The 12776-nt window shown below is 62.8% G+C and carries 9 protein-coding genes and 1 pseudogene; 1 reads left to right on the top strand and 9 read right to left on the bottom strand.

What is annotated here, in order from left to right; all coding sequences use genetic code 11:
• Window positions 1–131: 131 nt before the first annotated feature.
• On the bottom strand, window positions 132–1487 hold the full coding sequence (locus ACCQ13_RS05155; protein WP_208800631.1) for a helix-turn-helix transcriptional regulator: 1356 nt from the start codon (window positions 1485–1487) through the stop codon (window positions 132–134).
• 890 nt (window positions 1488–2377) lie between these two features.
• On the opposite strand from ACCQ13_RS05155, the gene ACCQ13_RS05150 reads away from it, so the two are divergent.
• Window positions 2378–3163 (top strand): response regulator transcription factor, encoded by a 786-nt coding sequence (locus ACCQ13_RS05150; protein ID WP_104602144.1) that lies wholly within the window; start codon window positions 2378–2380, stop codon window positions 3161–3163.
• Window positions 3164–3353: 190 nt separating this feature from the next.
• On the opposite strand, the pseudogene ACCQ13_RS05145 reads toward ACCQ13_RS05150, so the two are convergent.
• The 8 genes and pseudogenes from ACCQ13_RS05145 to cyoA form a co-directional block, all read right to left on the bottom strand.
• Window positions 3354–3452 (bottom strand): annotated as a pseudogene (locus ACCQ13_RS05145) (DUF805 domain-containing protein); the annotation flags it as partial.
• 33 nt (window positions 3453–3485) lie between these two features.
• Window positions 3486–4877 (bottom strand): DNA repair protein RadA, encoded by a 1392-nt coding sequence (gene radA, locus ACCQ13_RS05140; RefSeq protein ID WP_104602145.1) that lies wholly within the window; start codon window positions 4875–4877, stop codon window positions 3486–3488.
• Window positions 4878–5005: 128 nt separating this feature from the next.
• Entirely contained in the window at window positions 5006–6415 is a 1410-nt protein-coding gene (locus ACCQ13_RS05135) for an aminotransferase class I/II-fold pyridoxal phosphate-dependent enzyme (RefSeq protein WP_223214404.1), read from the bottom strand.
• Window positions 6416–6814: 399 nt separating this feature from the next.
• Window positions 6815–8695 carry a M61 family metallopeptidase gene (locus ACCQ13_RS05130; protein ID WP_159406758.1) on the bottom strand — a complete coding sequence of 627 codons (1881 nt, stop codon included), beginning with the start codon at window positions 8693–8695 and terminating at the stop codon, window positions 6815–6817.
• A 155-nt stretch (window positions 8696–8850) separates the two neighbouring features.
• A complete protein-coding gene (cyoD, locus tag ACCQ13_RS05125; protein WP_104602147.1) occupies window positions 8851–9186 on the bottom strand; it encodes a cytochrome o ubiquinol oxidase subunit IV in 336 nt (111 codons plus the stop codon).
• Window positions 9186–9818: a cytochrome o ubiquinol oxidase subunit III gene (gene cyoC / locus ACCQ13_RS05120; RefSeq protein WP_208800484.1), complete on the bottom strand. Its 633-nt coding sequence runs from the start codon at window positions 9816–9818 to the stop codon at window positions 9186–9188. The genes cyoD and cyoC overlap by 1 nt, the downstream gene beginning before the upstream one ends.
• Entirely contained in the window at window positions 9815–11815 is a 2001-nt protein-coding gene (cyoB, locus tag ACCQ13_RS05115; protein WP_104602148.1) for a cytochrome o ubiquinol oxidase subunit I, read from the bottom strand. Before cyoB ends, cyoC begins: the two co-directional genes overlap by 4 nt.
• The gene (gene cyoA / locus ACCQ13_RS05110) at window positions 11815–12753 is read right to left on the bottom strand and encodes a ubiquinol oxidase subunit II (protein WP_104602149.1); all 939 of its coding nucleotides are present in this window, start codon (window positions 12751–12753) and stop codon (window positions 11815–11817) included. Before cyoA ends, cyoB begins: the two co-directional genes overlap by 1 nt.
• Window positions 12754–12776: the final 23 nt, after the last annotated feature.

Below are 12776 nucleotides of genomic sequence, written 5' to 3'. Positions count from 1 at the left end.
AACCCCAAGCCACTGCCTACGCGCGCCCGGCCCTTCCAGATGCACCACACATCGCCGAAACCGGCCCCCACCCGGCTGCCACGACACGCGCCATGGCCCGACGTTGCTGCCGGACCATGGCGCACGCCTGCTCAGCGCTGCAGGGTTTCCATCGGTGCCTCGTTGAAGTGCTGGCGATAGCCCTTGGCCAGCGCCGAGCGACTCCCGACCCCCCAGCGGCTGGCCGCCTGCAGCACGCTGCCGCAGCCACCTTCGGCCAGCAACTCGTCGCGAATGCTCTGCATGCGATAACGCCGCAGCACCTGCGTCGGCGACAACCCGGTGGCAGACTTGAAGGCCTGCTGCAACGCGCGGCCGGTGACGCCGATCTGCGCGGCCACCTCGTTGATCGACAGGTCCGAGCGGTGTGCGTTGGCAATCATGTAACCGTAGGCGCGCCGGTACTTGGCGGGCAACCGTGCCGAGATGTCATCGCTGACATGCGCCGGCGCCCCGCTCTCCAGCAACCGCGGTGCCTGCACTTCGCTGCGCAGGCATTGCACCGCGCCCAACGCATAGCGGTTGTACAACAACAGGGCCTGTTCGGTGCGCCCCAGCGCCTGACTGATCTTGGCCTGGCAGTATTCGAACTCAAGATTCCAGCGCGGCGCGTGATGCCGGCCGGCACCGGCCAATGCACGCTCGGCCAGGTCGGCGCGCCCCACCGCCAGGGCCGCCAGCGCCAGCTCCACCTGGGCGTCCTGCCGCGCGCAGGGCGGGCAACCGGTTGCCGCTGCCGGCAGTGCATCGATCTGGGCATCGAAGCCGAAGGTGTCGCCGCCGGCGATCCGCAACAGATTGCGCACATGGCGCATGCGCTGCGCCAGGACCGGCATGGTGGCGGTCAGATCGGCGATACAGGCGCGCAAATCGCTGGGTTCGAAGGCATGCGCGGCATCTTCGTGGCGTAGCGTGGCCTGCCAGAACACATGGTCGCTCATCCGGTCGGCGCGGCGGATACGCAGTTGCGCCAGCATGTCCAGACGCAGCGCGGACGCAATCCGCTGCCATTCCGATGCATTGACCTCCAGCTCCGACAGCACGTCCTGGGCACGCTCCAGGGTCTGCAGGGCGAGCGTGCTCTGACCCAGATGGAAATGCGTCAGCGCCTTTCCGAGCAAGCCTTCGCCGCGCAGGCAGGCCGGGGTGTCGCGATCCATCGCCAGCTGCGCGAAGCAGTTCAGCGCCGCGCTCAGACGGCGCTGGCTCAGCATCAGCCAGGCGGTGTTGCGGCACGACAGCAGCCGCAACTGCCGCTGCTGGCCCCGCACGGCCTTCAGCGCATGGCGGTAGGCGTCCTCGGCTTCCTCTTGATACTCCAGGATCAGCAGCGCATCGCCACTGGCGCCGAGCAGGGCAACCTCGTCATCGGGCGTGTCGGGCGCGGCCTGTCCGTCACGTCGTTGTTGAAGATGTTGCAGACCTTGTGGCCAGGCACCTACCAGCATCCTGCTCGTATAGATAGGAAGACGGTCTGCGTAGGACAACGCAGAAATCGCTGCGAAGTACGTGGAAAGGATCATGCCAAGCTCTCTCAGTGGGGGATGCGCAAAAAACCGCAATGCGCCGTTGTATTGGCGCAACCGATTGTATGCAGCCGATCCAATGGAAACCCTCACTCCCGAACGCGCTAAACATCAAAAATTCTCAACCTGTCTTCCTGCACGCGCCGCAGACGTTTTGCTGTTGGATGGGGTATCTGGCATGCGGAAACCCACGCCATCTGCCGAACACGACACGCCGTATGGCGGCGTATTGCCCTGCGAGAAGCCGCGCACGCAGCCCTAAACTATGTAAAGTTCTCTCAGGATGTGCGACATCAACGACAAGTTACCGGTGTCATTACATCTCCCACGTCTGTCCTGCTGATGTCGCCCGCGCGTGGTGTGCAGCCGCGTCGTCACCCCGCGCTACAGCTGCCTCATCATCCATCTCCGCCCGGCGTATTCCGCCAAACGGCAGAATCTCTGCTGAATCGCAATAGATTGGTCTAGACCTTTCCAGACCTTCGTCGGATTCCGCGCTCGTCGTCCGGAATGACCTGCCCGCCTCTGCAGCACACTGCTCATGCCTGTTTGGTCAGAGTAGCGTTACGCGTACATGAGCGCACATTAAAGCCCGGTGACTCCAACCCGAAGAAAAGTACGCGGGAGTGAAACTTTCCACTCCCGCAATGGTACATACCAATGCGTCCGAGCTCGACCGGACACATTCCCTGTCAACTGGATGGTATGGCGATGCACTTCTCGTTCCTGGTCTGCACGGCCTTCCCGCCCGGCGCCTGGCGTCGGTTTGCCGGACCCGTCCTGTGCGAGATCGAGCAGGGGGAAGATACCTGATGCACGGCAACCCTCCGGTTACCCAGGGGTCGGTGTTCCTGCTGAGCCAGGACGCACGCCTGACCTCGCAGATCCACGCCAGCCTGGCCACCCTGGCTGCGCACTTCGCGGTGTTTTCCGACGAACTGGAACTGTTGCGCTTCCTGCGTCATTCCCCCTGCGAATTGCTGATTTTCGATGCAACCTGCGTGGCCTGCGACGAGAGTTCCGTGCTGGCGTGGCAGCGATGCCATGGCGATCACCCGATGCCGTTGATCGTCCTGGGGCGCTTCGATTGCGCCAACGACATCCTGGCCTGGTACCGCGCAGGGGCGCAGGAAGTGCTGGCGCTGCCGGTTAATTCGCACGAACTACAGGTGCGGGCGACACTGGCAACCGCCCCGATGGCTGCCGCCTGTGAGCAGGCGCAGCAGCTCAACGTCGGCCCCTATCGCCTGATCCGTGAGCAAAACACGGTCTACCTGCACGGCAAGCCGATCGTCCTGACGGCACGCGAGTTTTCGATCGCCTGGCTGCTGTTTTCCAGCCCCGGAGTCTGCTTTCGTCGTTGTCAGCTGGCCAAGGCCGTGTGGGGCAGCCATACCGAATTCACCGACCGCACGATGGAGCAGCACATCTACAAGCTGCGCAAGAAATTGCAGCTGTGCAATCACACTGGCCCGGTGCGCATCAGAACCGTGTATTCGCACGGCTACAAGCTGGAACTTGCCCTGCAGGACAAGGATGCAACGCTACCCGGCAAGGGCAGCAACCAGAGCCCGGGGCATCATTCGGCGGCCTGCTGAGCGAGCCGGCCTACAGGTCCGGTGCCGCGTAGCCGCACCGACGCCGTTCCAGCACCGACGCCGTTCCAGCACCGACGTCGTTCCAGCACAGACGTGAGGCGCGCCTTGCCGGGCCGCATGCCGTTGCCAGTGAAAAGAAAGACGGCGCAGGCTTCCCTGCGCCGTTTCCGTTCGCCCAGGCAATCGGGTATTACTGCTTCGGATCTTCGCCGTATTCGTTCGGCCCCGGCGTGCCTTCCAGGCACATGAATACCAGCACGACAAGGCCGCCCACGTGCGGTGCCTCGCAGGGAGCCGGCGAGGCCACCCCAGCCCGGCGGCCTCAGTCCGCCGCCGCCTCCAGCGCCTGGCTCAGCCGCTCGACCGCGACGATCTCCATTCCCTTGATGCTGGAGGTCTTGGGGGCGTTGGCACGCGGCACGATGGCGCGTTTGAATCCGTGCGTGGCGGCCTCCTTCAACCGGTCCTCGCCATTGGGCACCGGGCGGATCTCGCCGGACAGCCCCACCTCGCCGAAAGCGATGGTTTTTTCCGACAGTGGCCGGTCGCGCAGCGAGGACAGCACTGCCAGCAGCACCGGCAGGTCGGCGGCGGTTTCCTGCACGCGGATGCCGCCGACCACGTTGACGAACACGTCCTGGTCACCGACCACGATGCCGCCATGACGATGCAGCACCGCCAGCAGCATCGCCAGCCGGTTCTGCTCCAGCCCCACCGCCACCCGACGCGGGTTGGACAAGGGCGAGGCGTCCACCAGTGCCTGTACTTCGACCATCAGCGGCCGGGTACCTTCGCGCGTCACCATCACGCAGCTGCCCGGCTGTTGCGTGCTGCCGCCGGACAGGAAGATTGCCGACGGGTTGGAGACCTCCTTGAGTCCCTTTTCGCCCATCGCAAACACGCCCAATTCGTTGACCGCGCCGAAGCGATTCTTGAAGGCACGCAGCAAGCGGAACCGACTGCCGCTCTCACCTTCGAAATACAGCACCGCATCGACCATGTGTTCGAGCACGCGGGGGCCGGCGATGCCGCCCTCCTTGGTGACATGCCCGACCAGGAACACGGCGGTGCCGGTTTCCTTGGCGAAGCGCACCAGCCGCGCCGCGCTCTCGCGCACCTGGCTGACCGAGCCTGGCGCGGCGGTCAGCGATTCGGTCCACAGCGTCTGCACCGAATCGGCCACGATCAGCTTCGGTCGCGCCGCGCTGGCATGCTGCAGGATATGTTCGATGCCGGTTTCGGCCAATGCATTCAAGCCTTCCAGCGGCAGATCCAGGCGCACCGCGCGCCCGGCGACCTGGGCCAGCGATTCCTCGCCGGTGACGTACAGCACCGGCAGCGTGCCGGCCATGCTGGCCAACGCCTGCAGCAACAGCGTCGATTTACCGATACCGGGGTCGCCACCGATCAGCACCACCGCGCCTTCGACCAACCCGCCGCCCAGCACGCGATCGAACTCGCCGATGCCGGTGGACACGCGCGCCTGTTCGGTCTGCCGTACATCCTTCAGCGCAGTGATTTTGGGCGCCTCGGCCTTGCCAGCCCAGCCGCTGCGCCGTGACGCCGCTGGCGACGCCTTGCCGCCGGCAGTGGCGCTTTCGAGCACGATTTCGCTGAGCGTATTCCACACCCCGCACTCGGTGCACTGCCCCTGCCACTTGGTGTATTCGGCGCCGCATTCGCCGCAGACATAGGCCGTTTTCGCCTTCGCCATGGATGTTGACTCGTTCGACAATGCGGCAGCATAGTCTGCCGCTGTCGCATCCGGCGAGACGTAGGAAGATCCGCGCGACAGGATCGGCAGCGCGCCGTCGGACCACCCAAACCGACGGCGCGCTGCCCTCAGCAATTGCCGACCACGCGGAGGCCACCGGCGCTGTATTGCCGCCAGAGACCATCGATGCCATCGGCCAGACGGTCGATGTCATCACGCGTGTGCGTGCACATCAGGCTGATGCGCAAGCGTTCCTGGCCGCGTGGCACCGCAGGATAATGCACGGGATTGATGAACAGACCCTGCTCATGCAGATAAGCACTTGCCCTCCTGATATCCATTTGCGGCGGCGTCGGCACGATCAGGATCGCCGAGTCGGTATGCAAGGTGAAGCCCCAGGGCAAGGCGTTGAGTGCCGCCAGCGCATAGGCCACGTTGTCGTGCAACGCCTGCATGCGCTCAGGCTCGCTTTCAATGACATCAAGCGCGCCATGCACCGCCGCGATGGTAGGCGGCGGCAGTGCCGCAGAAAACACGTACGAGCGCGACATGCAGCGTAGATATTCGATCAATGGCCGCGATGCGCAGACGAAGCCGCCGCTGACCGCCAGCGCCTTGCTGAAGGTACCCATCAGCACGTCGATCTGCGAGGCCACGCCGAAGTGCTCGCCTGCACCGCAACCATGCGCGCCGATAACGCCGGTGCCATGCGCATCGTCGACCACCAACAGCGCGCCATAACGACGACAGAGCGGCGCAATGCGGTCCAGTGGTGCCAGATCGCCGTCCATTGAATAAACGCCCTCCACCGCCACGAACACATCCTGCCGACTGGAGCGGGGCTTTGCCAGCATTGCCTCCAGACGCGACACATCGTTGTGCGGAAAGCGCTTGGCGGGAATGTCACCAAGCCGCAGGCCATCGAACAACGAGGCATGCGAATATTCATCGTAGTAAATGCAATCGGTACGCCGCGCCAGCGCCCCGGGCAAGGCCAGATTGGCGCTGAAGCCGCTGGAAAAAATCATCGCATCTTCTTGCTGCTTGTGCGCCGCCAGGCGTTCTTCCAGCTGACGGGTAATGCGTAGATATCCATTGAGCAATGGCGGGCCACCGATGCCGGTGCCGTATTGATCGATGGCGCGCATCACCCGCTCGCGCACCTTAGGATGGGTGGCCAGTCCCAGATAGTTGTTGGAACCAAACATCAATAATCGCTGTACTCCCACGCCATCGCGATCATGCACCAATACTTCCCGGCCAGCCGCCGAGCCGATCACGCGGTGATAGGGCATCCGCCCATCGGCGCGATCCTGTCGCACCATTGTATCGATATACACAGCGCGTTGTGCGAGCGTCAAATCACGTCCGTCGAACAGCGCTGCGGGATCGAAGTTCTCGCCGCTACGCGGCATTTCAAAGTCCGTGCAATCTACTGCAGAATTCATTGAACACCTTACATTTGCCGTATCGCCGGCTATCGGCCTGCACACAGTTGCAGCCGAACAAGATTGCGCGCCCCAAGCGTAAAGATGCAATCCAGGATTAAGTCTGCCAGCGTAAATACTGCGTAATTCAAGGGCAATGAAGTAAATGCATTTAGCCTACAATTCAATAGTATTATTTATTTATCCATATAAACTATGGGCTGAAGCTGAAAGTCAAGGCAGATCAACTTCACTAGCGTCCCAGCAGACGGCCGCGTCGCCCGCACTGCGCTTGGTCCAACTACTGCCACCTCAGCGCCGTGTTACACCGCAAACGGCAACCGCACCTGCTACGGGCATTGACTGCCCGCAGCGACATCTCGGATGCAAACATGCGGCATGCCCGACAGTGGCAGACTCAGTGGACGACTGCCCGGCAAACAACACACATGACAACGACCACCACGCTGCAAGCGCCGACTTGGACAGGCGCAAGCCGGCGCCTGCCCATCACCGTGCCCGGTACAACTCGCTCAACCGATCCGGCTTGCCGGCGATACGCTCCAGATGCGGATACAGCAAGCCGCCGTGGTAATCGAGACGGACGGTCTCGTAGCGATCGCCACGCTTGACCAGCAGCTCGATCGGCGACGTGGTGCCCTTTGCGGCCTTGATCGCGTCCTTGATGACCTCGCCCCCGAACGCGCGGCCGTTGACGGCCGCGATGGTGTTGCCGCCGACCAGCCCCGCATTGAATGCCGGGCTGTCCCATAGCACCTCGTTGATCTCGCCCGAGCTTTCCAGCGACAAGCCGATCAAGTAGGTCAGGCTCACGTCGTTCTCGTTACTCTCGTAGTTCTTGATGACCAGGTTCGGCTCGTCGGTATAGACCAGCTTCCAGCCATTGGCCTCGATCCCTCCATTCAAGGAACCATGCCCGTCCATGCGGCTGCGCAACAGGCTGGCCCAGTCGTAGGCAGCCACGCCGTTGAGAGTGGCGACGATGTCGTCGAAGGTGTACGGGTTGACGTCCCAGTCGCCGTTCTTCATGCCGAAGAAGGCCTTGCCGAAGTCGTCGATCGAGCGCTTGTTGTTGGTCAGTGCACGCAGCTTGCTGTCCACCTCCAGCCACATCATCTGCCCGCCGGAATAATAGTCTTCCGACATCTGATAGCTGCGGTAGGCCTTGGGCCGGCGCAGCGACATGGTGGGGTCGTTGGTGGTGTCCTGCACCGTGCGCCAGGCCATGCCCGGGCGACCGCGCTCATAGGTTGCAGCCACGCCGGCCAGCATGTCGCGCGCCTGCTCCTGCGTCCACAAGCCCGAACGCGCTGCCATCACCTCGCCCCAAAACTGGGTCTGCCCCTCGTACAGCCACAGCAAACTGTCGCCCATGGGCACATTGAAATTGGGCGTTGCCAGGTCGGCGCCGCGGCGGTACTTGCCGTTCCAGGAGTGGTTGAATTCGTGCGCGAGAAGATCGCGTCCGGTCCAGCTCTTGTCCCACTCGGTGAAGTAATTGGTCGGGCCGCTGTTTTCGCTGGAGCGGTGGTGCTCCAGGCCGATGCCACCCAGCTTCTTGGTCAGCGCCAACAGGAATTCGTAATGATCGAAATGGCGCGCGCCATACAGCTTGTCCATCTGCTGCACCAGCGCCGCGTGCGCCTTGATCTGCTCGGGCTTGGCCTCCAGCGCCTTGGCCTCGTCGGCGAACACGTTGAGATAGACCGGCTGCTTGCCGGCGCTCAGCTCCACCCGCTTGTAGTACTTGCCGGCAAACATCGGCGAGTCGACCAGATCGTCGAAATCGATCGGCTTGAAAGTGACCGTGTCGCCCACGCGGCGATCGGTCTCCAGCGCGGTGGCATAACTCCAGCCAGCCGGCAGGGTGACGCTGGCCTGCGCCTTGATGTTGCGCGCGAAGTACCCAGCCGGATAGATCGCCGTGGTGTTCCACTGCAGGTTGAGCATTTCCGGGGTCATCATCACCCGGCCCTGGTTGGGGGCCTGCGGCGAGAGGAACTTGAACTCGGCCGTCAGCTCGGTGGCGCCCTGCGGCACATCCACCTTGAAGGCGTAGACATCGAATTGGTCGCGCGTCCATGGCACCACCTTGCCATCCACCTTGACCACCAGGCCGGCAAGCTTGTCGATCGGCCCGGTCGGCGAGTGATTGCCGGGAATCCACTGCGGATACAGCAGCGTCATCGGGCCAGGCTTGGCCGGCATGCTGGTCCTGACCTTGAAGATGCGGCGCACCAGGTCGGTGGCATCGACGTCGATCTTCAGGGTGCCCTCGAACGGCACGTCCTGTGGCGGCGCGGTTTGCGCCGCCGCCGGCAAGGACAACGCCGCCAGCAGCGACACGGACAACAGGGTGGGCATCTTCATCGCAACTCCGCAGGGGACCTGGAACAGGCAAGCCCACGATGCTAAGCGGCAACGGGCGCCTGCCCGTATGCCATTGGTCATGCCACCCACGAAATCGTGCATCCAAAAAAGCCGCCAGGCGATGGGGGCTTTTTGGGGTCCGGCCGGCAGCCGTCTCAATGCATCATATTGACGTTCATGTTGTGCAACACCCACAGCGAGCCGACGATCACGATGCCGATGATGAGCAACGAGAACAGGCCCACCTGGACGTTGGAACGCTGCTCCGGCGAGCGGTCCATGTGCAGGAAATAGACCATGTGCACCAGCATCTGCACCGCCGCCATCAGCGAGATCACGACCACGGTCACGCCCTTGGAGAACGCGCCGCTCATCACCATCGCGAACGGAATGACGGTCAGGATCACCGCCATGACGAAGCCGATCAGGTAGGACTTGAGACCGCCAGCATGTGCATCGGCGGTATTTTCGGTGTGGTGGTGATTGGCCATTACAGCGCTCCCAGCAGATAGACGACGGTGAACACACCGATCCAGATGATGTCCAGGAAGTGCCAGAACAGGCTCAGGCACGCCAGGCGCGTGCTGTTGCGCGCGGTCAGGCCGTGCTTGGAGATCTGGATCACCAGCACCGCCATCCACAGCAGGCCCGAGGCAACGTGCAGGCCGTGAGTCCCCACCAGGGTGAAGAACGCCGACAGGAACGCGCTGCGACCCGGGCCTGCGCCTTCATGGATCAAGTGGTTGAACTCCCAGATTTCCATGCACAAAAAACCGATGCCCAGCAGCGCGGTGACGGCCAGCCAACCATACAGGCCGCCCATCTTGCGCTTGTGCGCGGCGATCATCGCAAAGCCGAAGCTCAGGCTGCTGAACAACAGCAGGAAGGTTTCCACCAGGACGAACTTGAGATCGAACAGCTCCTTGGCCGTCGGCCCGTCCACCGTGGCGCCGGACAGCACCGCGTAGGTGGCGAACAGGCCGGCGAACAGCAGGCAGTCGCTCATCAGGTAGACCCAGAACCCGAAGACGGTGTTGCCACCGGCGTCGTGATGTTCGTGGTCGTGATCGTGGCCACCCGCGTGGGCGGCGTGGTCAAGCGTGGTCGAGGAAGCCATGGTCATACCACCTTCGCGGGCTGCGCCGCCTGTTGCTGTTCGAGCAGGGCAAAGCGTGCGTTCTCGATCCGCTCCACTTCTTCGGCCGGCACCCAGTAATCGATGTCGTTATCGAAGGTGCGCGCAATGAAGCTGCCGATCATGCCCACCAGGCCGACGATGGCCAGCCACCAGATGTGCCAGGTCAGGCCGAAGCCCAGCAGCACGCTGAAGGCACCCATGTACACGCCCGCACCGGTGTTGCGCGGCATGTGGATGGCTTCGTACTTGGACGGACGCACCCAGCCCTTGCCGTTCTGCTTGTCGGCCCAGAACTGATCGCGGTCGTCGATGTGCGGCAGCACGGCGAAGTTGTAGAACGGCGGCGGCGAGGAGGTCGCCCATTCCAGCGTGCGGCCATCCCACGGATCGCCGGTGTAGTCCATGTGCTCCTTGCGCTTCCACACGCTGTAGCCGATCTGCACCAGGTTCAGGAAGATGCCCATGCCGATGATCGCCGCACCCACCGCAGCGACGTACAGCCACGGCGCCCACTCCGGGTGGTTGTAGGTGTTCATGCGCCGGGTCATGCCCATGAAACCGAGCACGTACAGCGGCATGAAGGCCACGAAGAAACCCACGATCCAGCACCAGAACGAGGCCTTGCCCAGCTTCTCGTTGAGCTTGAAGCCGAACGCCTTGGGGAACCAATAGGTCAGGCCTGCCAGGTAACCGAACACCACGCCGCCGATGATGACGTTATGGAAGTGCGCGATCAGGAACAGGCTGTTGTGCAGCACGAAGTCCACGGCCGGAATCGCCAGCATCACGCCGGTCATGCCGCCGATGGTGAAGGTGATGATGAAGCCGATCGTCCACAGCACCGGCGAGGTCATGTGCACGCGGCCGCGGAACATGGTGAACAACCAGTTGAAGATCTTCACGCCGGTCGGGATCGAGATAATCATCGTCGTGATGCCGAAGAAGGCATTGACGTTGGCACCCGAGCCCATGGTAAAGAAGTGGTGCAACCACACCACGAACGACAGCACGCCGATGCACGAGGTCGCGTACACCATCGAGGTGTAACCGAACAGGCGCTTGCGGCTGTAGGTGGCGATCAACTCGGAGAAGATGCCGAACGCCGGCAGGATCAGGATGTAGACCTCCGGGTGACCCCAGATCCAGATCAGGTTGACGTACATCATGGCGTTGCCGCCACCGTCGTTGGTGAAGAAGTGCGTGCCCAGGTAGCGGTCGGCACCCAGCAACGCCAGCGCCACGGTCAGGATCGGGAACGCGGCGATGATCAGGATGTTGGTAATCAGCGCAGTCCAGGTGAAGATCGGCATGCGCATCAAGGTCATGCCCGGCGCACGCATGCGCATGATCGTCACGAAGAAGTTCACGCCGGTCAGCAAGGTGCCCAACCCGGAGATCTGCAACGCCCAGATGTAGTAGTCCACCCCGACGCCCGGACTATATTCCAGCCCCGACAACGGCGGATACGCCAGCCAGCCGGTCTGCGCGAATTCACCCACGCCCAGCGAGATGTTGATCAACGCCGCGCCGGCCACGAACAGCCAGAAGCTCAGCGAGTTCAGGAACGGGAACGCCACGTCGCGCGCACCGATCTGCAACGGCACGATCAGGTTCAACAGGCCGGTCATGAACGGCATGGCCATGAAGAAGATCATGATGACGCCGTGCGCGGTAAAGATCTGGTCGTAGTGGTGCGGCGGCAGCACGCCTTCGCCACCGTTACCGGCCAGCGCCTGCTGGGCGCGCATCATCGCCGCATCGGCAAAGCCGCGCAGCAGCATGACCAGCGCCACGATGATGTACATCACACCGATGCGCTTGTGATCCACCGAGGTGAACCACTCCTTCCACAGGTAGCCCCACAGCTTGTACTTGGTGAGGGCGCCCGCGATGAGCAGGCCGAGCAGGCCGGCACCACCCAGCGCGACCATGATGATCGGCTCGTGGTACGGAACTGCCTCGATCGTAAGTTTGCCTAGCATCACTTGTCTCCGGAAGTGCACATGGCGACCGGCTCTGCAGCCGGTGCCTGATGGTCGCCGTGGTTGCCCTTGTTATGGCCCGGACCATTCATGTATTTGTCGACCAGCGCGCGGAACATGCCCTCCTGCACCGACGAGTAGTAGGTGACCGGATACTGTTCCTTGTCGTTGCGATTGGCCGCCAGCACCTGGTATTCGGCTGCGTTCAATGCGGTCGGCGACGCCTTGACCTTGGCCACCCACGCCTCGAAGCCGGCCTGGTCGAGCGCATGCGCCTTGAAGCTCATCTTCGAGAAGCCGTGGCCGCTGTAGTTGGTGGACAGGCCGAAGTACTCGCCCGGCTCGTCGGCCACCAGATGCAGCTTGGTTTCCATGCCCGCCATGGCGTAGATCATGGTGCCCAGGTGCGGAATGAAGAACGAGTTCATCACCGTGTCGGAGGTGATCTTGAAGTTCAGCGGCGTGTGCACCGGAAACGCGATTTCGTTGACGGTAGCGATGTTCTGGTCGGGATAGATGAACATCCACTTCCAGTCCAGCGACACCGCTTCGATGTTGATCGGCTTGACGTCCGAATCCAGCGGCCGGTACGGGTCCAGCGCGTGCGACGAGCGCCAGGTCAGCACCGCCAGCACCAGGATGATGACGCACGGGATCGACCACACCACCACTTCGATGGCGGTGGAGTGCGACCAGTCCGGCTCATAGCGGGCCTTGGTGTTGGAAGCGCGATACTTCCACGCGAACGCAATCGTCATCACGATCACCGGGATGACCACGATCAGCATCAGCACCACCGAGGTGATGAGCAACTGCTTCTCGTCGTGGCCGATCTGGCCTTTCGGATTGAGGATGGCCGAGTTGCAGCCTGCCAGCAGCAGGAACGGCAACATCAGGCCTGGACGAAGTAAACGCCCGAGATGTTTCAGCGGAATCATCGGTCGATCCAAGTGCGAAGGAA

This window comes from Xanthomonas sp. NCPPB 1638 (genome assembly GCF_041475635.2).
GTDB classification, from domain to species: Bacteria; Pseudomonadota; Gammaproteobacteria; order Xanthomonadales; family Xanthomonadaceae; genus Xanthomonas; species Xanthomonas cucurbitae.
Note: the sequence above shows the minus strand (reverse complement) of the source record. Positions and strands in the feature narration are given on the sequence as shown.

Excerpts from the sequence above, each read along its gene's own strand:
- ACCQ13_RS05155 (WP_208800631.1), bottom strand. The coding sequence starts at position 1,487 with ATGCTGGTAGGTGCCTGGCCACAAGGTCTGCAACATCTTCAACAACGA.
- ACCQ13_RS05150 (WP_104602144.1), top strand. The coding sequence starts at position 2,378 with ATGCACGGCAACCCTCCGGTTACCCAGGGGTCGGTGTTCCTGCTGAGC.
- radA (WP_104602145.1), bottom strand. The coding sequence starts at position 4,877 with ATGGCGAAGGCGAAAACGGCCTATGTCTGCGGCGAATGCGGCGCCGAA.
- ACCQ13_RS05130 (WP_159406758.1), bottom strand. The coding sequence starts at position 8,695 with ATGAAGATGCCCACCCTGTTGTCCGTGTCGCTGCTGGCGGCGTTGTCC.
- cyoD (WP_104602147.1), bottom strand. The coding sequence starts at position 9,186 with ATGGCCAATCACCACCACACCGAAAATACCGCCGATGCACATGCTGGC.
- cyoC (WP_208800484.1), bottom strand. The coding sequence starts at position 9,818 with ATGACCATGGCTTCCTCGACCACGCTTGACCACGCCGCCCACGCGGGT.
- cyoB (WP_104602148.1), bottom strand. The coding sequence starts at position 11,815 with ATGCTAGGCAAACTTACGATCGAGGCAGTTCCGTACCACGAGCCGATC.
- cyoA (WP_104602149.1), bottom strand. The coding sequence starts at position 12,753 with ATGATTCCGCTGAAACATCTCGGGCGTTTACTTCGTCCAGGCCTGATG.